This is a genomic window from Melittangium boletus DSM 14713, from assembly GCF_002305855.1.
Lineage (GTDB): Bacteria > Myxococcota > Myxococcia > Myxococcales > Myxococcaceae > Cystobacter > Cystobacter boletus.
The window spans coordinates 7,883,113-7,904,820 of the sequence record NZ_CP022163.1; the positions used below are offsets into that span (position 1 = coordinate 7,883,113).

15 protein-coding genes are annotated in these 21,708 nt (G+C 67.7%); 14 read left to right on the forward strand and 1 reads right to left on the reverse strand.

The window, feature by feature from the left end:
• Nucleotides 1-42: 42 nt before the first annotated feature.
• The 14 genes from MEBOL_RS32705 (at nt 43) to MEBOL_RS32770 (ending at nt 17,547) form a co-directional block, all read left to right on the forward strand.
• Nucleotides 43-1,095 carry a HupE/UreJ family protein gene (locus tag MEBOL_RS32705; protein WP_342747694.1) on the forward strand — a complete coding sequence of 351 codons (1,053 nt, stop codon included), beginning with the start codon at nt 43-45 and terminating at the stop codon, nt 1,093-1,095.
• Nucleotides 1,096-1,231: 136 nt separating this feature from the next.
• Nucleotides 1,232-1,627, forward strand: coding sequence for a hypothetical protein (locus MEBOL_RS32710; RefSeq protein ID WP_245919032.1), 396 nt, complete (start codon nt 1,232-1,234; stop codon nt 1,625-1,627).
• Between the two features lie 36 nt (nt 1,628-1,663).
• Nucleotides 1,664-2,437 (forward strand): hypothetical protein, encoded by a 774-nt coding sequence (locus MEBOL_RS32715; RefSeq protein ID WP_095981117.1) that lies wholly within the window; start codon nt 1,664-1,666, stop codon nt 2,435-2,437.
• A gap of 147 nt (nt 2,438-2,584) precedes the next feature.
• Entirely contained in the window at nt 2,585-3,259 is a 675-nt protein-coding gene (gene rplC / locus MEBOL_RS32720) for a 50S ribosomal protein L3 (protein WP_095981118.1), read from the forward strand.
• 293 nt (nt 3,260-3,552) lie between these two features.
• Nucleotides 3,553-4,368, forward strand: coding sequence for an outer membrane beta-barrel domain-containing protein (locus MEBOL_RS32725; protein ID WP_095981119.1), 816 nt, complete (start codon nt 3,553-3,555; stop codon nt 4,366-4,368).
• A gap of 14 nt (nt 4,369-4,382) precedes the next feature.
• Nucleotides 4,383-5,453: an outer membrane beta-barrel domain-containing protein gene (locus MEBOL_RS32730; protein ID WP_095981120.1), complete on the forward strand. Its 1,071-nt coding sequence runs from the start codon at nt 4,383-4,385 to the stop codon at nt 5,451-5,453.
• An 11-nt stretch (nt 5,454-5,464) separates the two neighbouring features.
• Nucleotides 5,465-7,006 carry a tetratricopeptide repeat protein gene (locus MEBOL_RS32735; RefSeq protein WP_095981121.1) on the forward strand — a complete coding sequence of 514 codons (1,542 nt, stop codon included), beginning with the start codon at nt 5,465-5,467 and terminating at the stop codon, nt 7,004-7,006.
• A 262-nt stretch (nt 7,007-7,268) separates the two neighbouring features.
• A complete protein-coding gene (locus tag MEBOL_RS32740) occupies nt 7,269-10,886 on the forward strand; it encodes a tetratricopeptide repeat protein (RefSeq protein WP_095981122.1) in 3,618 nt (1,205 codons plus the stop codon).
• 11 nt (nt 10,887-10,897) lie between these two features.
• Entirely contained in the window at nt 10,898-12,184 is a 1,287-nt protein-coding gene (locus MEBOL_RS32745; protein ID WP_095983139.1) for a tetratricopeptide repeat protein, read from the forward strand.
• A gap of 184 nt (nt 12,185-12,368) precedes the next feature.
• A complete protein-coding gene (locus MEBOL_RS32750) occupies nt 12,369-12,638 on the forward strand; it encodes a hypothetical protein (RefSeq protein WP_095981123.1) in 270 nt (89 codons plus the stop codon).
• Between the two features lie 45 nt (nt 12,639-12,683).
• Nucleotides 12,684-14,555 carry a TonB family protein gene (locus tag MEBOL_RS32755; RefSeq protein ID WP_095981124.1) on the forward strand — a complete coding sequence of 624 codons (1,872 nt, stop codon included), beginning with the start codon at nt 12,684-12,686 and terminating at the stop codon, nt 14,553-14,555.
• 92 nt (nt 14,556-14,647) lie between these two features.
• Complete coding sequence (gene cglE / locus MEBOL_RS32760; RefSeq protein ID WP_095981125.1) at nt 14,648-15,244, forward strand: adventurous gliding motility protein CglE; 597 nt, start codon at nt 14,648-14,650, stop codon at nt 15,242-15,244.
• A 53-nt stretch (nt 15,245-15,297) separates the two neighbouring features.
• Nucleotides 15,298-16,908: a SitA5 family polymorphic toxin gene (gene sitA5 / locus MEBOL_RS42025; protein WP_170115640.1), complete on the forward strand. Its 1,611-nt coding sequence runs from the start codon at nt 15,298-15,300 to the stop codon at nt 16,906-16,908.
• Nucleotides 16,909-16,920: 12 nt separating this feature from the next.
• On the forward strand, nt 16,921-17,547 hold the full coding sequence (locus MEBOL_RS32770; protein WP_095981126.1) for a pentapeptide repeat-containing protein: 627 nt from the start codon (nt 16,921-16,923) through the stop codon (nt 17,545-17,547).
• Between the two features lie 96 nt (nt 17,548-17,643).
• Here the strand turns inward: MEBOL_RS32770 and MEBOL_RS32775 are convergent, their stop codons facing one another.
• A complete protein-coding gene (locus MEBOL_RS32775) occupies nt 17,644-21,387 on the reverse strand; it encodes a CHAT domain-containing tetratricopeptide repeat protein (RefSeq protein ID WP_245919034.1) in 3,744 nt (1,247 codons plus the stop codon).
• Nucleotides 21,388-21,708 lie beyond the last annotated feature (321 nt).

The window sequence follows — 21,708 nt, forward strand, 5'->3', positions numbered from 1 at the left end:
CAGGCTCCCGGCCCCATGCGGTGGATGAGGACAGCCCGGTGGGTGGCGCCGCTCGTGCTGGGGCTGCTCGCGGCTCGCGCGCACGCGCACGACGCGGACATCCTCTATGCGCAGCTCTGGCGCCCGGAGGCGGCGGGGGCCGAGGTGCGCGAGCGCATCACCCTCACGGCCGACACCCTCGCGCTGCTGTTGCCCGCGGACGCGGATGGCGACGGGGTGCTCTCCCAGGCGGATCTGGATGCGCGTGAGCGGGCCCTGGCGGTGGGGTTCTGGGACGCCATCCCCTTGAGCGCCGGAGGCCGGCCCTGCGTGCGCTCCAGCACCACCGCTCATCTCCGGGACACCTATGTGGAGCTGGGCGCCCGTTTCTCCTGCGCGCCGGGAGTGCTGCGCCAGCGCTTCTCCCTGCTCTCCGTGCTGCCTCCCTCCTACAAGGTCGTGCTCGGCAGCGCCGTGCAGGGCGAGGTGGGCCAGCGCTTCGCGGACGCGCTCCAGCCCACGCTCGTCGTGGAGGAGGGGCCCGAGCGGGCCGCGTCGGGACTGCTCGAGTGGGTGGGGTTGGGGCTTTCCCACATCTTCCAGGGCGCGGATCACCTGGCGTTCCTGCTGGCGGTGCTGCTGGTGGGGGGCTCGTTGAAGCGGGTGCTGCTCCTGGTGACGGCCTTCACCGTGGCGCACTCGCTCACCCTGGGGGCCACGGCGCTCGGCTGGCTCGAGCTGGACGGAGCGCGAGGCCTCTGGGTGGAGGCCGCCATCGCCGCGTCCATCCTCTGGGTGGCCCTGGAGAACCTGGTGCTGCGGGCTCACCGCCACCGCGCCGGGCTCACCTTCCTCTTCGGCCTGGTGCACGGCCTGGGCTTCGCCAGCGTGCTGCGCGGCTATGGGTTCGGCGACTCGGTGGCCAGCGCCCTGTTCGGTTTCAATGTGGGCGTGGAATTAGGCCAGGCGCTCGTCGTCCTCGCGCTGCTTCCCCTCATTCGTCTGATTCAACGCCGACCCTCGTTGCACCATCGGACAGTCCGCGTCTTGTCCCTGCTTCTTCTCGCGACGGGAGGGTATTGGTTCGTGGAGCGCGCTTTCGCGTTGATCGGTTGAATCCTGGCGAACCCGTTCATAGCTTCGAAACGGGGTAGGGGGCAGGACTTGGGGAGGGATGATGGGCGCGAGACATACCCGATTGGCCGCCGCACTGGCCGCGGCCTGGGAATCCGAAGTGGTATCGGCGCGGCGAATGACGATGCTCGCCGAACGTCTGGGCGACAGCCGGGGGCGGGCCCGCTTGATGGTGCTCGCCGCGTTCTGCCGGGCACATGCCTCGCGATTGCTCGCCCGGCTGGCGGCACTCGGCCGGGGGCCCCTGCCGGTGCCTCCCGAGGAGCTGACGCTCGACGACGACACGGTCCGCGAGCTGCGCCGGGAGGGCGCGTTCGCCCGGGCCTCCGCCGCCCGCTATGAGTCCACCGCCGAGCTGGCCCGTCAACACGCGGACCTGTCGAGCGCCTGGGTGTGCGAGCTCAACCGGACGGAGGAGCAGGACCGCTCCCGGGAGCTCTTCGCGCTGGCCGAGGGCGCAGCGCAGATCGCCGCCGATTCCCAGCCGGTCCAGGTCGCCGCCCCCGCCGAGTAGCTGACAGCCCGCTCGCCTTTTGCTTAAAAAGGCGGCATGGCCAAGGCCGAGAGCTACAACGATTTGATCTTCCAGCTGGGCGACCTCGCGAGGGATCGCCTCGCGGGCAAGCCCAATTGCCCGCGCACCATGGACCGCGTCTACCGCGCCGAGCAGGCGCTGGGGGCGCGGCAGGACGAGCTCGCCGCGCTCGAGCAGCAGATGAACGACGAGGACGCGTCCTGGCAGGACTACCTGGCCCAGTACGAGGAGCGGCGCGCCGTCCAGGCGGAGATCGTCAAGAAGTGGAAGAAGGCGGTGGACGCGGTGGAGGGTCAGATCAAGACCATCCGCAAGACGCTGACCTCGCGCCGCGCGGACCTGCGCTACGCGCAGCACGCCATCAAGAAGATGGAGGCGAAGCACGCCGACCTGGAGCTCACCAGCCAGGACGAGGCCAAGCTCGCCACCTCGCGTGACAACATGAAGAAGAACCGCCTGCAGACCATGCGTCTGACGCGCGAGGTGGAGGAGTTGGAGCGGCAGGTCGAACTGGCGCTCACTCCCAAGCCCGGCCAGCCGGGCGCTCCGGGCCTGGTGGCCCACAAGCGCATGCTGGACATGGAAGACAAGATGACGGCCCGCAAGGAGGCCTTGGATCAGGCCCTGGCGGACCTCGACGCGGCGATCGCCCAGAAGGAAGACGAGGTGAAGGCCGCGGATGAATACCTGGAACAGGCGCTGTTCCTGCTTGGCGAGGACGTGTACGCCCAGCGCATCGCCGATGCCCAGCTGGCCCCGTTCTACCCCCGCCTGGATCGCGCCCAGTGAAGGGCGGCCCCGCCCGCCGTGCTTGACCCAGGGGGGCAAGCTGCTACATTGCGCCGCTTCCCGGCGTCCGGGGAACGGTAAAAACGGACGCAAGTTGTTGAATTCATTGATGTTTTCGCGCGAGGACGCGCGAGCTGTGAGGACGACGTGAAGGGTTTGATTGGCAAGAAGATTGGGATGACGCAGGTGTTCAACGACGAGGGCAACCTCGTTCCCGTGACGGTGATCGACGTCAACACCTGCCAGATCGTGGGCAAGCGCACGCCGGAGAAGGATCAGTACTCGGCCATCACGGTGGGCTTCGGGGAGATCCGCGAGAAGAACCTGAACAAGCCCCAGCTGGGCTTCTTCAAGAAGGCCAGCGCCCCGCTGCGCCGCCACCTCAAGGAGTTCCGCGTGTCCCCCGAGGAGGCCGCGGGCTTCAACGTGGGCGACGCCGTGAAGGCGGACCTGTTCGCCAAGGGCGAGCTGGTCGACGTCACGGGCATCACCAAGGGCCGTGGCTTCCAGGGCGTCATGAAGCGCTGGCGCTTCAAGGGCTCGCAGACGGCCACGCGCGGCACCCACGAGTACCGCCGTCACCCGGGCGCCATCGGTCAGCGTAAGACGCCTGGTCGCGTGTACCCGAACAAGAAGCTGCCCGGTCACTACGGCGTGGAGAAGGTCACCACCCAGAACCTGACCGTGGTGGACGTGGACGTGGAAAAGGGCCTGCTGCTCGTCAAGGGCGCCGTTCCCGGCCACAACGACAGCCTCATCGTGGTGCGCCCGAGCATCAAGCTCGCCCTGCGCGCCCAGCACAAGGCCGCCCGCTCCAAGTAGCCGGCGCCTGGCCCTGTGTGTGCTCCCTCCCGCGGGACTGCGGGAGGGCCGGGCATCTCGTCCTACCGAGCCTCCAGGCACCGCCACAGGGTCCTTCCTCGACGCCCCGCTCCGGTCTCCCACCGGGCGGGGCGTTCGTGTATCCGGAGTCGGAGCGCGCCTCGCCCAAGGGGCCCGGAAACGTTCTCCAGAGAGCGCTCGGACTCCTCTCCGTGTGAAAGCACGTGCCCTGCAAGGTCCGCTCCCTTGATCCTAGGGAGTGGCATGTCCAGATGGATGCGCCATACGGACATATGACTCCACGGATTCCCATTCGTTTCGTCTCGCTGGTCCTGGTGCTGACGGCCCTGAGTGCACCGGCCCAGCAGCAGGTGTTGGATCCCGCCGCCGTGCGCCATCGGCTCTTCTCTCCCGGGGAGCGCCTGGAGCTGTCGCTGGCCGTGGGTCTGCCCGCGCGCGAGTACCTCACGGGGCACTACAACCTGAACGTGGGCCTGGCCTACAACTTCTTCCAGACCCTGGCCCTGGAGGCGCGCGGGGGCTACGCGCTCAGCCGCCACACGGGTCTGGCGCGCTCGCTCTCCGAGAGCTTCCTCAACCGCGAGGACAAGCGCATCACCGACGAGCTGGAGGACCTGTGGGAGATGGGCGCGCACGGCGTGGTGGGGGCCCGATGGGCGCCCATCTACGGAAAGCTGTCGCTGCTGTCGGACGCGACGGCGCACTTCCAGGCCTATCTCTGGGCGGGTGGAGGTCTCGCGTCCCTGCGGCGAGAGTCCATCATCCAGTGCTCGCAAGTGGTCGACCGGGCGCGGGGCATCTGTGACAACCGCACCCAGGTGGACGACGCCTCCACGGCGACCCAATCCTACTGGCGCACGGAGAGCCGCGTGGCGCCCGTGGTCTCGGCCGCGGTGGGCCTGCGCTTCTTTCTCTCCCAGCGCCATGCGCTGCGCTTCGAGCTGCGCGATTGGATCTTCCAGGATCAGTACCGCGTGAACCTGGATCGCGAGCTCTGGGAGGCGGGGCAGGAGAGTGGTGAGCCCGCGCCCAGCCCGGGGCTCTCCCATCTGGTGCAGTTCGACCTCGGTTACACCTTCCTTTTCTGAGGCATCGCCCTCCCATGCGACCCACCTCGCTCTTGTCGTTGCTCCTGGCGGCCTCGCCCGTCCTGGCCCAGACCTCCACCGGGACGGCTCCCTCGCCCGTGCAGCCGGAGACCCGTGCCTCCGAGCCGCTCCAGCCCGAGCCGCCCTTGTCCGTGCCCGCGCCACCGCCGGCCGCCGATACGCCACTGGCCGCCACGGCGCCAGAGGCCCCGCTGCCAGTGGCCAACGCCGAGCAGCAGCGGCTGATCAACGGCGCGCCGCTGCACAACCCGAACGTCGCCGTCCACGTGGTGCAGAAGAAGCGCTTCGCGGACGCGGGCCGGCACGAGTTCACGCTCTACCCCGCGGTGCCGCAGATCAACGGCCGCTTCACCCAGCACGCGGGCAGCGGCCTGCAGTACACCTACCACCTGCAGGAGAACTTCGCCCTGCAGCTCGCCGGCCAGTACAACTGGTACGCCAACGAGAGCGCCTTCAACCTGGAGCTCATCGACAAGGTGCGCGAGCAGGCGCAGGCGGCCTCGGCGCTGCTCCTGTCCTGGGGCGCGCTGGCGGGCGTGGAGGTGACGCCGCTGTACGGCAAGTTCGCCTTCTACGACAACCACCTGTTGCAGTTCAGCGTGGTGCTCAGCGGTGGCGCGGGCTACGGCTCCACGCGCGTGCTCATCCGCCCCGAGGTCACCCAGCAGGTGGACGGCGTGGGCTCGGTGGTGCCCGCGCGCTTCGGGGACACGGGTGGCAAGTTCCTCGGCTCGGTGGGCGGTGGCCTGCGCGTGCAGTTCGGCGACTCCATGGCGCTGCGCCTCGAGGTGAGGGATCAGGTCTACACCGCTCGCGTGGACCGCGTGGACGGCTGCAACCAGCGGGACTTCCAGGCGCTGGAGGAGGCGCGCACCGGCGGTGGGTCCTTCGCGGACCTGGACCTGAGCGGCAGCTGCCGGTTCCAGAAGTTCGACGGCGTGGATCCGAAGACGGGCAAGAACTACCGGGAGGACATCGTGCTGGGCAAGGACCTGGTCGGCAACCCGTCCTCGGACGTGCTCAACAACCTCGGCTTCTACGCCGGCTTCTCCTACCTCTTCTGAGGCAGAGCGCCATGCACCGACTGATCCTTTCCGCCGTCCTGCTGCTCCTCGCGCCGCTGGCCGCTTCCGCCCAGGACAAGGGCGCGTATGACCAGGCGCTCTCGGCCTTCAACTCGGGAAACGTGGAGCGTGCCGCGCCTCGTTTCCAGGAGCTGGCCGCCCGCGCGAGCGACGCCGACGTGCGCGCCCGCTCCGAGTTCTACCTGGCCCAGAGCTTCGCCCGGATGAAGCTGCCCGTCAGCGCGCTCCTGGCCTATGCGCGCGTCGTCGCCGCCGGGCCCCAGCACCCCTCCTACCTCCAAGCCCTGGAGGGGCTCGTGGAGGTGCAGCAGGGGCTCAACGAGCAGAACCTCGTGCCCAACCTGCTCGACAAGGCGTACACGCCCGAGGTGCGTGACACCTGGACGAAGCTGCCGCGCGAGGTGCTCGCCCGGGTCAACTACCAGCTCGCCACCATCAGCCATCGCCGCGGCAAGCTCGAGGACGCGCGCACGCTGCTCGAGGCCGTGCCCGCGGACAGCCACTTCCACGCCCGGGCTCGCTACCTGCTCGGCGTGGTGCTCGCGGATCCCCACTACCCGGGCCGCCCCGCCGAGGCATCCACCCTGGACGCCGCCGCCATCGCGGCCTTCCAGGGCGCCCGCGAGGCGGCCAAGGACGACTCCCAGGCGGGCCATGACGAGGTGACGCAGCTCGCCCTGCTGGGACTGGGCCGCCTGCACTACGGCCGGCACGAGTACCCGGCCGCCATCGCCGCCTATGAGGCCGTGCCGCGCTACGCCCGCTTCTGGGATCAGGCCCTGTTCGAGAATGGCTTCGCCCGCTTCCAGGACGAGGACTTCGGCGGAGCGCTCGGCAGCCTCCAGGCCCTGCACGCGCCCCAGTTCGAGAACGCCTTCCAGCCCGAGTCGTGGATCCTCAAGGCGACCGTCTACTACTACTCCTGCCTCTTCGACGAGGTGAAGACCACGCTCGCCGCCTACGATTCGCTCTACGAGCCCATGGCGAAGCAGATCGCGCCCTTCACCGGCGAGGACATGGATCTGCTGAGCGCCTACAACCTGGTGGTGGCGGAGAACCGGCGCCTGCCCCAGCCCATCTACCTGTGGATCCGCGAGAACGAGCGCATCCAGGACGTGATGCGGATGGTGGCCCAGGTGGACGCGGAGCGCCGCCGGGTGAACGAACAGGCCGCCTGGCGCGGCACGGGGCTCGTGCAGGAGACGGTCTCCTCGCTGGAGGAAGTGCGCGGCACGCTCATGCAGATCGGCGGGCGCTTCGCCAAGAGCCGCCTGCAGGAGGCCGCCCAGAACCTGCGCACCTTCGCGGATCAGGCGGAGATCATCCGTGTGCAGACCGCGCTCGACGAGAAGGACCTCCTGCTCGCGGGCGTGGATCAGAAGGGGCTGCTCAAGACGCAGTCCATCTACCGGCCGAAGATGCCGGGGGCCGACTGGAACTACTGGAAGTTCCAGGGCGAGTTCTGGCGCGACGAGATCGGCTACTACCAGTACACGCTCAAGCGCGGCTGCCCGGCCAAACCCCAGCGCTGATCCGCGCGCTCGAAGACCGATGGTGAACACTCCGAGGGGAGGTCCAGGCGAGCCGATCGCCGGGGCCTCCCCTCGTGGCTGTTCAGCCCTTGCCGATCTCGCAGGGTGGAGCACTTCTCATTCCAACTCCGCGTTTCTACTTTGCTCCGTACCTTACGGTGGGTGGTGACGGAGGCGGTTGGGGTGGTCCGGGTGACTCCGAAGGGGAGAGTACCGGCCGCCAAGGTGCCTTCTTTCTCCTGGCCCCACCACAGGAGCTCTCATGAAGTCGGTCCTTCGTTTCGGTGCACTGGCGGTGGGGGTGGCACTCGCCGCGGGCGGAACAGGGGCGGATGCCCGCGAGGGCACCGCGTCCAAGACGGATGCGCGCAAGCAGTCCGCTCGTCCACAAGGCAAGAAGTCCCAGGCGGCGAAGAAGAACGCCGTGCCGCTCAAGGGCTCGTCCGAGAGCCCGGAGCGGGCGGCCGCGCGTGCCGCGGCGGGCGACGACGCGGACGACGGTCCGACGCGCGTGGGCCCGGCGCGCATGAGCCCGGCGGCCATGGCGGCCGCTCCGCGCATCGCGGATGACCAGAGGGATGCCCTGGCGGATCGCAAGCGCGACGAGGCCCTGGAGGGCTTCAAGCGCCTCATCCCCAAGCTGCAGCCGGGCTCGCCCCGCAAGGCGGACATGCTCTACCGCCTGGCGGAGCTCAACTGGGAGAAGTCCAAGTACCTCTACCAGCAGGAGATGAACGCGTACCTCAAGGCCGAGAAGGCCTTCGACGCGGCCACCGCCCGGGGCGAGCGGGTGGAGGCGCCCAAGCAGGATAACCGCGAGAGCGAGCGCTACCGCGCCGAGACCATGGCCCTCTACGAGGAGATCCTGCGCGACTACGCCGACTGGCCCCAGCGCGACGAGGTGCTCTTCTACCTGGGCTACAACCAGCAGGAGCTGGGCAAGCGCGACGAGGCGGTGAAGAGCTACCTGGAGCTGGTGACGAAGTATCCCCAGTCCCAGTTCGTGCCGGACACCTACGTCCAGCTCGGCAACCACTACTTCGACAACAACAAGCTCAAGGAGGCGCGGAGCTACTACGAGAAGGCGCGCTCCTCCAAGGTGCCCAAGGTCTACGCCTACGCCATCTACAAGCTCGCCTGGTGCGACTACAACGCGGGCGGCTACGACGAGGGCCTCGCCCGCCTGCACGAGGTGGTGGACTTCGCCAGCCAGCGCGGCGAGGAGCTGGGCGACCTGCGCACCGAGGCGCTCAACGATCTCATCGTCTTCTACGTGAAGCTCGACAAGGCGAATGAGGGCATCGCCTTCTTCAAGGCCAAGGCCCCCGAGAAGCGCCAGGAACGGCTCATCTCCAAGATGGCCGTGCAGCTCGTCGACGTGGGCCTGTACGACAGCGCCATCGAGACCTACCGCGTGCTCCTGAGTGACAAGCCCCTGGGGCCGAGCGCTCCGGAGTACCAGCAGGCCATCGTCCACTCGTACGAGGGACTGCGTCAGCGCGACCAGGTGCGCGCCGAGATGAAGACCATGGTGTCCGGCTACCGTCCGGGCAGCGCGTGGTGGAAGGCCAACGCGGCCAACAAGCCCGTGCTTCGCAACGCCTTCAGCGTCACCGAGGAGGCCATGCGCGTCATGGTCACCGACTACCACCAGGAGGCTCAGAAGACGCGCCAGGTGGAGACGTACCGGCTCGCGCGCGACATCTACAAGGAATACGTGGACACCTTCGCCTCCAGCGAGGACCCCGAGTTCGTCTCCGACTCCGCCTTCAACATGCGCTTCTTCTACGCGGAGATCCTCTGGGCCCTGGAGGAGTGGGAGGCCGCGGCCGCCCAGTACGACGCCGTGGCCGCCTTCCAGATTCCGGATCGCGACTCGGCCCGCGAGGTCTCCAACGAGACCTACCGCAAGAGCGCGTCCTTCGCCGCCATCATGGCCTACGACAAGCTCGTGAAGATCGAGCGCGGCCAGCTCGCCAAGAGCGACCTCAAGGACGGCCAGAAGGTGGACGAGAACAAGTCCAAGGGCCACGTGGAGAAGAAGGGCCGCCTCACCAAGAAGGGCACGGACCAGGCCGAGGAACCGCTCACGCGCAACGAGGAGAAGCTCGTCGCCGCGTGCGACACCTACAACCGCCTCTTCCCGGACAACCCGGATGAGATCGACCTGCGCTACCAGGCGGCCCTCATCGTCTACGACCGGCACCACTACGTGGAGGCGGCCCGCCGCTTCGGCGACATCATCCAGAAGTACCCCGCCGAGCGCCGCAGCCGCGACGCCGCGGACCTCACCATGTACGTGCTCGAGTCGCGCGAGGAGTGGGACGAGCTCAACAAGCAGGCGCGGCTCTTCCTCGCCAACGACAAGCTCATCAAGCCCAACCCCGAGTTCGCCGCCCGCGTGGCGCGCGTGGCCGAGGGCGCGCGCTACAAGTGGATTCACGAGGTCGTCTACCAGAAGGAGAAGAACCCGGCCAAGGCGGCCAGCCTCTTCCTGGACTACGTGAAGGAATTCCCCCGCTCGGAGAACGCGGACCGGGCGCTCACCTCCGCCATGGTCATCTTCGAGGAAGCGGGGCAGATCGACCGCGGCACCGCCGCCGGCGAGCGGCTGCTCACCGACTACCCCAACAGCCTCTTCGAGCCCAAGGTGCGCTACACGCTCGCGCGCCTCTACGAGAAGACGGCCGAGTACGCCAAGGCCGCCGCCATGTACTCGGCCTTCGTGGACGCCCAGGACGCGGGCGAGCGCGTGCTGATGTCCCAGAAGTCGAAGAAGGCCGAGGCGCGCGCCGCCGCCCGCAAGGCCCGGCTCAACAAGGCCAGGAAGGCGCCGGAGTCTCCTCCCGAGGCCCCGGCCGATGAGTCCTCGGGTGCCCGGGACGAGGAGCGCCGCACGCTGCTCGCCGAGTCCGAGAAGTGGGTGGCCGACGCGCTCTTCAACGCGGGCCTGTGGTGGGAGGGCGTGGGCGAGGGCGACAAGGCGCTCGCCGCCTACCGCGCCTACCTCCGGCGCTTCAAGGACCGTCCGGACGTGCCGCGCATCGCCTACAACCTGGGCCTCGTGTACGGCAAGGACGGCAAGTGGTCCGAGGCCGTGCACCAGTTCGAGTACTTCCTGACCGTCTACGACAAGGACTCGCGCGTCTCCCAGGCCGACATCTACCGGGCACGCGAGCAGCAACTGCTCGCCTACCAGCACCTCAAGAACGCGCGCAACGTGGAGCGCGTGCGCGCGGATCTCCTCTACGGCTGGACGAAGCTGAGCGCCGAGGAGAAGCAGAAGCCGGAGTTGATCGACATCTACGGCCGGGTGCGCTTCCTCACCGTCGAGCCCGACTGGCAGCAGTACGTGGCCATCCGCTTCAAGCGCGTGTCCACCGTGCGCGGGGACCTGGCCGCCAAGCAGAAGGCGCTCCAGAAGCTGGAGAAGCAGTACGTCGACGTGCTCTCCAGCGGCTCGGGCGAGTGGGGCATCGCGGCGCTCACCCGCATCGGCCTGGCCTACGCGGACTTCGCGCGCAACATCATCGAATCCCCCAACCCCTCCGGGCTCGACGAGGAACAGCTCGCCATGTACCGCGGGGAACTGGAGAACCTGGCGCTGCCGCTCGAGGACAAGGCGAGCGAGGCGCTGGAGAAGGCCCTGGCCAAGGCGTACGAGCTGTCCATCTACAACGAGTGGACGGTCGCGGCCCAGGAGCAGATCAACCGCTACCACCCGGGCGCCTATGCCCAGGTGCGTCAGGTGCCGTATCGCGGCAGCGAGTTCTTCGCCACCGCCGACATGGCCAAGGACTCCGGCGTCGGCAACGCGCCCGCGTCCGGGCCCAAGGACACGCCCCAGCCGCCCACCGCTTCCCGGGAGGTGCGGCCGTGAAGGTGACGATCATGCATCCACGAATCCGCTTCGCTCTCACCACCGCCGCGCTGACGCTGTCCGCGTGCGCCACCACCTCCCAGGTGCGCCCCGTTCCCGTGGCCACCGAGAGCGCTCCCGCCCCGGCGCCCGCCGTGGCCGCCGAGCCGGTTCCCGCTCCCGAGCCCGTGGCGGAGGAGAACCCCGCCCAGGCGCTGTTCGCCAAGGCCGTGGCCGCCTTCGACGCGGGGGACTATGACCTGGCGCGCAAGGGCTTCGAGAAGGTGCTCGAGCGCGCGCCCCAGAGCCTCAACGCCCAGTTCAACCTGGGCCTCATCGCCGAGCGCCAGGGCCGGCTCGACGACGCCGTGGCCGACTACGAGAAGGTGCGTTTCCTGGAGCCGGGCCACGTGCCCATGCTGCTCAACCTGGGCCGGCTCTACCGGCAGCGGGAGAAGTACCAGGACGCCATCTCCCTCTATGAGACGGGGTTGAAGACGCCCGGCAACGAGTTCGAGGCCGCGCTGCTCAACAACCTCTCCACGGCGTACCGGCTCGCGGGCAAGTACCCCCAGGCCGAGTCGAGTGCCCGCCGCGTGCTGGCGCGCCACCCGGAGGACGTCGAGGCCTACAAGAACCTCGGGCTCGCCCACTACGAGCAGGGCAGGTACCGGCTCGCCGAGACGGTGCTCACCCATGCGCGCAAGCTCGCGGACAAGGATCCCGGCCTGCACAACAGCCTGGGCATGGTGTACCTCAAGCTGGATCAACGCCCTCGCGCGCTCGCCCAGTTCCAACAGGCGGTGTCGCTCGACGAGCGCTTCGCCCCCGGCTACGAGAACCTGGGCGCCCTGGCGCTCGCCTGGCGCGACTACGCGGGCGCCGAGCGCGCCTTCGCCAAGGCGGTGGAGCTCGAGCCCGGCTCGCCCTCGGCGTGGCTGTCCTACGCGTGGGCGCTGGATGGGCAGAAGGGCCGCGACGCCAAGAAGGGCCTCGCGGCGGGTGAGGCCTTCGAGAAGGTGCTCGCCCTGCGCGCGGAGACGCCCGAGGCCGTGTGTGGCGCGGGCTGGGCCTATGCCGTCGAGCGCGCGGGCTGGGACAAGGCCGAGAGCTTCCTCCAGCGCTGCAAGGACGCGGCGTCCACGAGCGCCCAGGACAAGCAGCTCATCGACTCGAAGCTCCAGGGTCTGGCCGCGATGCGCAAGAGCGCCCCTCCCGCGGCGGCCACGCCCGAGGAGCCGGCTCCGGCGGCGGTGGGTGGCAGTGGTGCGCTTCCGGACGAAGCGCCCGCCGAGGCGCCTCCCGCCGAGGCCGAATAACCTTCCTCCCCTTGGGGGGAAGTTTTTTCCTCCCAGGGGTTGATCGCGGGGCAGGGCGATTCATTTTCCCAAGGAGTTTCGCGGTGTTCCACGGGCCCGCGACGTTGGTGCAGGGTGTGCAAGAGAGCGGGTTGGAACCTCATGCAGGGCCCGCTGTCCCACCCCACGGAGAAGGAGACCGGAGATGAGACGACTGGTGGTGGCGATAGCGGTGGCGGCGGTAGCGGGACCGGCTTTCGCGCAGCAGGACGAGGTGAAGGTCATCCAGGAAGAAGACAAGGTGGTCGTCCGCAAGAAGACGACCATCGACTTCACCGACATGGCGGTGGAGGGCGAGCTCACGAAGCCGGAAGGCTCGTACGTCCTCAACCGCAAGAAGACGGATTTCCAGAGCCTCATTCGTGTCCGGGACAACTTCAATCCGGAGCTGCAGAAGTCAGTCGACAACCTCTAGCGGACGGCAACTGGGTACTGGGGACGGAAGGGCGAGGAGGGAGCTATGGCGGCGGGGAAGAGGAACGGATTGACGCTGCGTATCACCGGTCCGGACGGCACCGTGCACGAGGCCGTGTCGGACGCGGAGAGCGTCATCGTCGGCTCGGGAGCACAGGCGGCGGTGAAGATCCTGGACCCGGGTGTCTCCAACCTTCACGTGATGTTGAAGGTGGAGACGGGCGGGGCGGTGACGGCCATCGACCTGGGCAGCGAGGCGGGCACGCAGGTGGGCGGTCAGCGGGTGGTGGGCCCCAAGCGGCTCGTCCCCGGTGACGTGCTGATGCTGGGTGGCTCGCAGGTGGAGGTGTTCTTCGGAGACGAGCCCGCGGCGGGTGCCCAGGTGAACGAGGGCAGCCTGCAGGGCTCGGTGCTTCATCCGCCCACGCGGGCGCTGGAGAACCGGCCAGTGCCTCCGGGTCTGCGCAATCGCGCCGCTCCGGCGGCGGCGACTCCCCCGGTGGTGCGGAGCAAGGCGGTCCGGCCCGCGGTCGCGGCGCACATCCAGGAGCCCCTGCCGCCCGAGGCGCTGCCCACGAAGGACGCCAAGGTGCTGCAGGTGCGCCAGCTCTGGGGCGACCAGATGCTGGGCGTGCAGCACTTCCTGGACGGGGTCCCGGTCACCATCGGCGAGGCCCAGAAGAACTTCTTCCACGTGTACGACGCCGAGGTGGGCGCGCGGCACGTGCTGGCGGTGAGCAAGGGCGAGCAGTTCGAGTTGCGCGTGCCGGCCTCCGCGGGCGTCTTCGTCACCCGGAATGGCGACGTGCGTCCCAAGGAGACGCTGCGCGCCGAGGGCAAGCTCACGGCCGCCCAGGGCGAGCACGTGTACTCCCTCGGCCTGCACGAGCGCGCGGAGGTGTCGCTCGGCACGCTCGCCTTCGTGGTGCGCTTCGTGAAGCCCTCGCCCGCCATCGCGGTGAACCGGCTGGAGGCCACGGACTTCACCTGGCTCAAGATCGCCAGCATCACGCTCCTGGCGGCGGGCGCCTTCGTGGCGGCCATGGTGCTCATGCCCCGCTCGGACGCTCCGACCCAGGACGACATCCTCCAGAGCCAGCAGCGCGTGGCCAAGCTGCTCATCGCGCCCCAGAAGCCCATCGACATGAAGCGGTTCAAGAAGACCGCGGACGAGGGCGAGAAGGCCAAGGGCGAGGAGGGCAAGTTCGGCAAGGAAGAGGCCAAACAGGCCGAGGCCGATCCGTCCAAGCCGGGCACCACCATCGTCAACAAGAACAAGCGCGAGCAGGACCGCAAGGTCGTGGGCCAGGTGGGTCTGCTCGGGGCGATGAAGGGCCTCAAGTCGGGTGCCTCGGACGTGTTCGGCCCCGGTGGCCTGGGCACGGGCATCAACAACGCGCTGGGGGGCCTCAAGAGCGGCGCCGGCATGGGTGACGCGCAGGGCGTGGGCGGACTCGGCTCGCGCGGCAAGGGCTCGGGCGGCGGTGGCGCCGGCCTGGGCATGGGCGGCCTGGGCACCCGGGGTGATGGCCGGGGCGTGGGTGGCAGCGGCGGCATCGACCTGTCCGGCCGCGGCAAGACGATCACCAAGATCGTCCCCGGGAAGACCACGGTGGTGGGTGGCCTCGACAAGGACGTCATCGCCAAGATCATCCGCAGCCACCAGAACGAGATCAAATACTGCTACGAGACGGAGCTGAACAAGGATCCGAGCCTCGCGGGCAAGGTGGCGGTGGCCTTCACGATCGACCCGGCCGGTGGCGTGGCGGAGGCGAGCGTGACGGAGACCACGCTCAACAACTCCGCCGCGGAGGCGTGCATGCTCTCGCGCATCCGCCGCTGGAAGTTCCCCGAGCCCAAGGGCGGTGGTGTCGTGGCGGTGACGTATCCCTGGTTGTTCTCGCCCGCGGGTGAGTAGACGCCGCGCTGGCTGCCTAGAGTGTTTCGAGTGGAGTTCGCCCCTCTCCCGGCCTGGGAGGGGGGCGGTTTTTTAGGAGAGGGTTCGTTGCGATGAACAAGCCGCTGTTGACCGCCGTGCTCGCGCTGCTGCCCACCGCCGCCCTGTCGGCCACGCCTCCGGAGGGAGTCCCCCTGGAAGTGCGCCGTGGCTTCTTCACCGAGGCCGACATCGGCGCGTTCTTCACCCTGGGCGGGGAGAACGTCTACTCCAACGCGCAGACGTACGTGCAGCTGGGCGTGGGCGTCGACGTGACCGAGCGCTTCACCCTGGGGGTGCATTTTGGATTGGGCGCTTCCGCGGCCAACTGCTTCGCGGGCTACGCGCCGGGCACCCAGCTGTGTGGGCGCACGGAGAATTTCACGGTGGCGCTCGCGGATGTGACGGTGGGCTACCGCGCGCCCCTGGCCACGCGCTTCTACCTGGTGCCGAAGCTGGCGGCGGGTCTGTCGCGGTTGGATCCCGCGCCCACGGGCACCCGGGATCCGAGTCTCTCCACGACGGTGCCCAACGCGGGCCTGGGCCTGGGCGTGGAGTACGCCACGCCCCTGGAGCACTTCACCGTGGGCGCGGACGTGCTGGCGCGCTACCTCATCGGGCCGAACATCCCCACCTTCGCCGTGTTCCCCCGGGTGAAATACACCTTCTGATAGCGTCCCTCGGGAGCGACGGATTCCAGGCACCGTCGCTCCTGGAGGTTCGCATGTCCACCCGTTTCGCTGACGCGCGCCCCTGGTGGGGTGGGTTTCTCCTCGTCCTGTTCCTCCATTCCGCCTGCGCGACGGGTGTTGCTCGGGGCGGAAGGCGGGTGGAGTTCGCGCCGCGAGAGCGTGTCGAGTCGGCCAGCGACTACACGGTGGACTTCCTGGAGCCGAAGGCCCAGTCCACCCGGCCAGTGCCCATCGACCCGGCGGAATTCAGGCGGGCCGTCCAGCGGCTCTCCCGCGACGTGCGGCTGACGGGCTCTCCCCGGGAGGCCGCCCGCGAGCTGCTGAGGGTGTCGCAACAGTCACCCCGCGAGGTGGAGACGGTTGAAATGGCGGGCGTGTGGCTGCTGGAGTGGTACCGGGAGCAGACCTATACCTTCGTGCCCTTGAGCCAGACGGGACCGGTGCCGCTCACGCCCGAAGCGGATGAAGCCCTGCGGGCCACGTACCTGCGGTGGTGTGAGCACCAGGGCGGGGGAGACTGTCTGGGCTTGTTGGAAGACGGGCCCTACTTGCGCGCGGACGACCGCCGGACGCTCGCCCTGGCATTGGCGTTTGGCACGGTGCTCGACGAGACGCGCGAAGCACTGGCGCACGAACTCCTGGACCCGAGGGCACTGGTATCGATGGTTGTCTGGGCTGTGGCGCTCTACTGCCTGGCGTGGGTGGTGCCCGAGCCGACGGTGAAGGCAGTGGCTGCGAGCCTGACGGTGATGTTGGTGGCGTGGTTGGGGTTGGACACGGTGTGGGGGCTGATGGACGGGTGGAGCCGCATGGTGCATGCGGCCCACGAGGCGAGCACCTTCGAGGAGTTGCGCGCGGCGGGGGCGGATTTCGGGAAGGTGCTGGGCCAGGACTCGGCCCGGGCGATGATTCTGGCGGTGGCCACGCTGACGGGGCGCGCGATGGGAAATGTGGCGGCCAAGGTGCGTGCACTGCCGGGCTACAGCCGGGCGGGAGCGCAATGGGAAGCACAGGGCGGGGCCGCTGTCCTGGAGAGCGCGCGGGAGTTGGAAGGGGTCGTGGCCCAAGGAGAAGGAGCGCTCGCCGCGGCGGTGGAGGCCGTGGAGACGGTGGCGATGTCGCCCCAGGGACCCATGGCGGTCGTGCTGCTCAAGCAGGGCTCGGGCGGTGCGGGGGCGGCTCCCGGGGGCCGTGGCTCCGCCACCGTCATGCGCCATCGGGGCGGCAACCGGCAGGTGGAACTTGCCGACGGCCAGCGCTGGCACTTGCCACGCGGCAAGTCGTTGGTGGACATTCCCGCCGAGGACAAGGTAGGGGACCAACTCCAGGAGGCGGTGACCCGGGCGGCGAAGGAGTGGGGGCCAGACAGGCTCTCGGTCAATGAGCGAAAGGCCATCGGAGATGCCTTGAAGAAGGGCAAATATTGGCTGGCGCGTTTGTTGGAACGTGAGGCTCGGGGTCGTTATGTCCACGAGACGGTGAGAAAGCAGTTTCAAAAATCCTTGCGATTCAATCCCCAAGGTCTCGATGTGATTGACCTGAAAACGAACCGTCAGTACGAAATTCTTTCTGGGACGGAGTCGAATTTGGCGCGTCATGGCAGACGCATGGCGGGCGAGTTCTTCCGGATGCTCACCTTCTGATGAGGAGCAGAGATGGGGTGGCTTGAGAACGTTATTATCGAGAACAAGGAGTTTGAGAACGAGCGGCTGGAACTGACCGATAAAAACTCGCTCTACTTCCTTGGCCCCAATCTGACGCTGAAGGGCTGCTCTGTTGTCTTGAAGGTGTCCGCCAGGAACCTGCTCATCAATCAAGCCCGCTTCGTTGACTGCACCTTCGAGGTGAAGCAGGAGTTGAAGAATCACCAACAGTGGGTGTTCGCCTCACTTGAGCGCTGCCAGTTCAAGGGGAATCTAACGGGGTGCGATTTTGGCTGCTGGCCGGGTTATTCGGAAGGCGCTGAGCACGGCTTCATCAAGGACTGTGACTTCTCCGATGCTCGCTTGGATGGATGCCGCATCATGGGTTGTGATCCGGCATCCATACGGTTTCCTCGCTGGCCTTGTTTCACCATCCTGGACCCCATTGGCCGAGCCCCTGAGTTACGCGGAGTGAAGTGGCCAGGTTCGGTGGGTCAGGTCATCATGGACGATCTTCCCGCCCATCCAGCGCCCACGAAGGCGTTGACCTATTACGCTCCCACTTTGGCCAAACAACTCGAGACCACGCCGGAAGAACTCCGGGCCGTCATCGAGAAGTTCGATTGCATCGTCTACTGAGCCGAACCTCTTCGAATGCCATAAGAGCCCGGCCCTCCTGGTGGAGGATCGGACTCTCGCGCTCAATGCAAACGCGTCAACACCTCGGACCGCGGTTCACTGCGGAGCCGCCGTCGCCGAGGCATCCTTGGGCTCGGCGTCGGCAGTGGGCTCGGCGTCGGCAGTGGGCTCGGCGTCGGCCTTGGGCTCGGCGTTGGCCTTGGGTTCGGCATCAGCAGTGGGCTCGGCATCAGCAGTGGGCTCGGCATCCGCCTTGGGTTCGGCGTCGGCCTTGGTCTCAGTGCCCCTGGTCCCAGTGCCGGTCTTGCTCTCGGCGGCGACCTTGAGGTTTGTCCGCTGCGTGGTGGAGATGATGGCTTGCAGCGGGGCATCTCTCCCCATGGCGATGAAGGAAGCCCAGTCATAGGGATGGCCGTGGGTGGCGCGCATCGCGCGCATGGCCTCGCGCAGGGCCGAGGCGCGGCCCTTGCCCTCCAGGAGGTTGCGGTAGTAGCTCTCCATGAGCAGGCGCGTGGATTCGTCGTTCACCTTCCACAGGCTCATGACCACCGTCTCCGCTCCAGCCACCACCAGGGCGCGGCGCAGACCGTAGATCCCCTGGCCTCGCTGGACACTCCCGCGGCCGGTATCACAAGCGGAGAGGACCACGAGCTGGGTGCCCCACAGGTCGAGCCCAGCGATCTCCAGTGCCGTGACCAGGGTGGCTTCGGGACGAGGTGCGGAGGTGCCCGGGTCCAAGGGGCGCGTGTTGGCCAGGATGAGGCCGGAGTTGAGCAGCGGCACCTGCTGGGGCGGTGGGGGCGCCTCATCCAGGGGCTCGATGACCACCGCGGCGCGAGAGTTCTGGAATTCGTGGACATCACCCAGGAAGAAGCCATGGGTGGCCACGTGGAGGATGCCCGGAGTGGGCAGGTGCATCAGCCGCTCCTTGGTGGCCGCGGTGCCCAGGAAGAGCTGCGCCTGGGGCAGCAGCTGCTGAATCTTCTCGGCCTCCAGCAGCGTGCCCGGCAATCGCGAAAACATCGCCCGGGGCAGCATCGAGCGTACGGAGCGGAAGAAGCGATCGAGAGTACTGGATGAAGTGGAGGAAGACGGGGCGCCGGAGCGCGAGGAGGAAGGCGCCGCGGTGAAGTCGGGGTCCGCGAGAACGAAGACGAACGGTGAGGGCGCGTTGTCCCTGCGAGGCAGCAGCTCGCGGCCCGAGGTGAGATAGGTGAACTCGAAGGAGTCCAGGAGGAAGCCCTGGCCGTTGTGGAGCGCGTCGAAGGGCACGAGGCCCAGCTGGCCATCGGGAGAGATGAGGAGACGGCGGGTGGTGCCCAACTCGGGCAACAGAGGCTCGAAGGCGAGGGCGTAGAGTGCCCGGGCCGCGGACTCGAAGTCCTCACCGCGGCTGGCCAGGGTGTCGCGCATCCGCGTGGCGGCGGCATCGATGTGCTCGGCGGGACCCAGGTCCACCATGTGAGTGGTGGCATCGGGGAAGAGCAGCAGCGCGAGATAGCCCAGCTCCGTGTCCTTCTTCTGTCGCGGCGTGTCGGAATCGGAGTGGTCGTTCTGGTACTCGTAGGAGATGAACTCCACGAGCACTCCGTCCTTGGGAAGGGATTCGGCGACACGGGCGACGATGTCGGCGGGGGAGGGCAGTGCGGTGCGTGAGCGCAATGCCGCCGAGCGTTTGGCGAGCTCCGCCTCGATCTGGTCACCTTCATCGGCCACGGTCTTGAGTTGCTGCTGGTAGACTTCCGGGGGGAGTGCGCCCGGACCCATGAGTGAGCGGGATGCCAGTTGGGTGCGCAGGCTGCGCAATTTCTCGAGGAGGTCTCGGTCCTCGGCGCTCAGGCTCTGGGAAAGGGTTCGGGAGATGTTGGCCGCCTCCTCGACGGAGCGGCCCTTGCGCAGCAGCACGGCACTGAGGGCCAGATGTCGCACCTGGGCATCCTCATTCTTCTCGCGCAGCAGCTCATAAATCGTCTCCTCGGAGGCGCGCAGATGTTGCAGGAAGCCGGACAGGCGCGACTCGGAGAAGTCGAGTGATTCCTGCCGCAGGCGCTGTTCGGAGATGGCGAAGGCTCGGGTGTAGAGCGGCAGGGCGTCGCCAAGGCGCCCCTGGGCCAGACGCAGCCGGGCGAGGTGGTCGAGCGAATCCGCGACGTCGGGATGGTTCTTGCCCAGAGCGCTCTCCCGGATCTCGATCGCGCGCAGGTAGAGGGGCTCGGCTTCTTCGTATATCCCCTGAGCGCTGTAGAGGTTGGCCAGGTGGTGAAGTGACGTGGCGACGTGGAGATGCTTCTCTCCCAGGATGGCCTGTCGTAGCTCGAGCACGCGTTGGTAGAGCGGCCCGGCCCAGCTATACATCCCCTGTGCGCTGTAGAGGTTGGCCAGGTGGTGAAGTGACGTGGCGACGTCGGGATGGGTATTGCCGAGGGCGGTTTCCCGAATGAGGAGCGAGTTCTTGTAGAGCTTTTCAGCCTTGTCGTACGACCCCTGGGCGCTGTAGAGGTTGGCCAGGTGGCTGAACGAGTTCGCGACGTCGGGGTGGTTCTTGCCCAAGGCTTCCTCGCGCAGCTTGAGCGCGCGTTGGTAGAGGGGCTCGGCTCGGCCGTACAACCCCTGGGCGCTGTAGAGGTTGGCCAGGTGGTGCAGTGAGGTGGCCACGTCGGGATGGCGCCCTCCGAGTGAGTCCTCTCTCAGTTTGAGAGCGCGCTGGTAGATGGGCTCGGCTTGGCCGTACAACCCCAGGGCGCTGTAAAGGTTGGCCTGATTGTGCAGCGAGGTGGCGACGTCGGGATGACTCTTGCCGAGAGCGGCCTCCAGGATGGGCAGCGCGCGCTGGTAGAGGGGTTCCGCCTGGCTGTACAGGCCCTGGGCGCTATAGAGGTTGGCCAGGTTGTCGAGCGACAGGGCGAAGGAGGGATGGCTGTTGCCGAGGGTGGCCTCGCGCAGCTTGATCGCTTGCAGATAGAGGGGCTCCGCCTTGCTGTACGAGCCCTGAGCGCTATAGAGGTTGGCCAGGCTGTTGAGCGAGTCGGCGAAGTCGGGATGGCTGGTGCCGAGAATGGTCTCGCGCAGCTTGAGCGCGCGCTGGGAGAGGGGCTCGGCCTGGCTGTACAAGCCCTGGGCGCTGTAGAGGTTGGCCAGGCTGTTGAGCGAGGTGGCGACATCGGGGTGTTTCTCACCGAGGGTGGCCTCGCGCAGCTTGAGCGCACGCTGCAAGAAGGCATCGGCCTGGCCGTACAAGCCCTGAGCGCTGTAGAGGTTGGCCTGGTCGTGCCACGAGGTGGCGACATCGGGGTGTTTCTCACCGAGGGTGGCCTCCCGCAGCGCGCGCGCGCGCTGGTAGAAGGAGTCGGCCCGGGTGTAGTGCCCCTGGGCGCTGTAGAGGACGGCGAGGTTGTGCAGAGAGGTCGCCAGGTCGGGGTAACTCCTGTCGGGCGTACCCTCCCGAATGCCCTGCGCGCGCTGCAAGAAAGACTCGGCATGGGACAGGTCCCCCTGTAGCCGGCGGAGATTCCCTATCAGATCCAGGTAATCGGCGACTTTTTGATGCGTACTTCCGAGCACGGGCTCCCAGAGTTCAAGCCCATGCTCGGCCTGTGCACGTGCCTCGGTATACTTCCCCTCGTCCCTCAGCTTCAGCGCGGCATTCAGATCCGCCTGCGCCACATTCAGCCGAGCATCCGGATTCACCTCGGCGATTCCACCATCCGCCGTGACGGTTCCCGCATCCGCCGTGACGGTTCCCGCATCCGCCGTGACGGTTCCCGCATCCGCCGTGCCGACACCTCCATCCGTTGTGCCACAAAGTAAAACGACCATCATCCAGCCGACCATCTGACTCATAGATTGATATTCCCCTGAATGGGCCTTGACCCAGACATGCGAAGGCCTGTCGCGTTTGACATGACCTCCGAAGTCACGCTTACCAGGGGTATGAGTGTTGGACAAGCCACGCCGAAAGAATTACAGCGGGGTTGTTCCGGGTTTTTCACGAGCAGGGTCTGTGCCCTCGATGGACCGCCGGACACTGGAAGGGTGCGCTCAGGTCACGGCGGGCCGGGTCTTCCAGTTTCTCCGGGAGACGAGAGAAGTCACCCAAGTCACCCCATGACCGCATGGGAATGTCAATGCCTCTCCTGTCCGGGACTGGGCCGCTCAGGAGGG

What these genes read in the sequence shown, in the direction of transcription:
- MEBOL_RS32710 (WP_245919032.1), top strand. Translation starts at nt 1,232, where the DNA reads ATGACGATGCTCGCCGAACGTCTGGGCGACAGCCGGGGGCGGGCCCGC.
- MEBOL_RS32715 (WP_095981117.1), top strand. Translation starts at nt 1,664, where the DNA reads ATGGCCAAGGCCGAGAGCTACAACGATTTGATCTTCCAGCTGGGCGAC.
- MEBOL_RS32725 (WP_095981119.1), top strand. Translation starts at nt 3,553, where the DNA reads ATGACTCCACGGATTCCCATTCGTTTCGTCTCGCTGGTCCTGGTGCTG.
- MEBOL_RS32730 (WP_095981120.1), top strand. Translation starts at nt 4,383, where the DNA reads ATGCGACCCACCTCGCTCTTGTCGTTGCTCCTGGCGGCCTCGCCCGTC.
- MEBOL_RS32735 (WP_095981121.1), top strand. Translation starts at nt 5,465, where the DNA reads ATGCACCGACTGATCCTTTCCGCCGTCCTGCTGCTCCTCGCGCCGCTG.
- MEBOL_RS32740 (WP_095981122.1), top strand. Translation starts at nt 7,269, where the DNA reads ATGAAGTCGGTCCTTCGTTTCGGTGCACTGGCGGTGGGGGTGGCACTC.
- MEBOL_RS32745 (WP_095983139.1), top strand. Translation starts at nt 10,898, where the DNA reads ATGCATCCACGAATCCGCTTCGCTCTCACCACCGCCGCGCTGACGCTG.
- MEBOL_RS32750 (WP_095981123.1), top strand. Translation starts at nt 12,369, where the DNA reads ATGAGACGACTGGTGGTGGCGATAGCGGTGGCGGCGGTAGCGGGACCG.
- MEBOL_RS32755 (WP_095981124.1), top strand. Translation starts at nt 12,684, where the DNA reads ATGGCGGCGGGGAAGAGGAACGGATTGACGCTGCGTATCACCGGTCCG.
- cglE (WP_095981125.1), top strand. Translation starts at nt 14,648, where the DNA reads ATGAACAAGCCGCTGTTGACCGCCGTGCTCGCGCTGCTGCCCACCGCC.
- sitA5 (WP_170115640.1), top strand. Translation starts at nt 15,298, where the DNA reads ATGTCCACCCGTTTCGCTGACGCGCGCCCCTGGTGGGGTGGGTTTCTC.
- MEBOL_RS32770 (WP_095981126.1), top strand. Translation starts at nt 16,921, where the DNA reads ATGGGGTGGCTTGAGAACGTTATTATCGAGAACAAGGAGTTTGAGAAC.
- MEBOL_RS32775 (WP_245919034.1), bottom strand. Translation starts at nt 21,387, where the DNA reads ATGAGTCAGATGGTCGGCTGGATGATGGTCGTTTTACTTTGTGGCACA.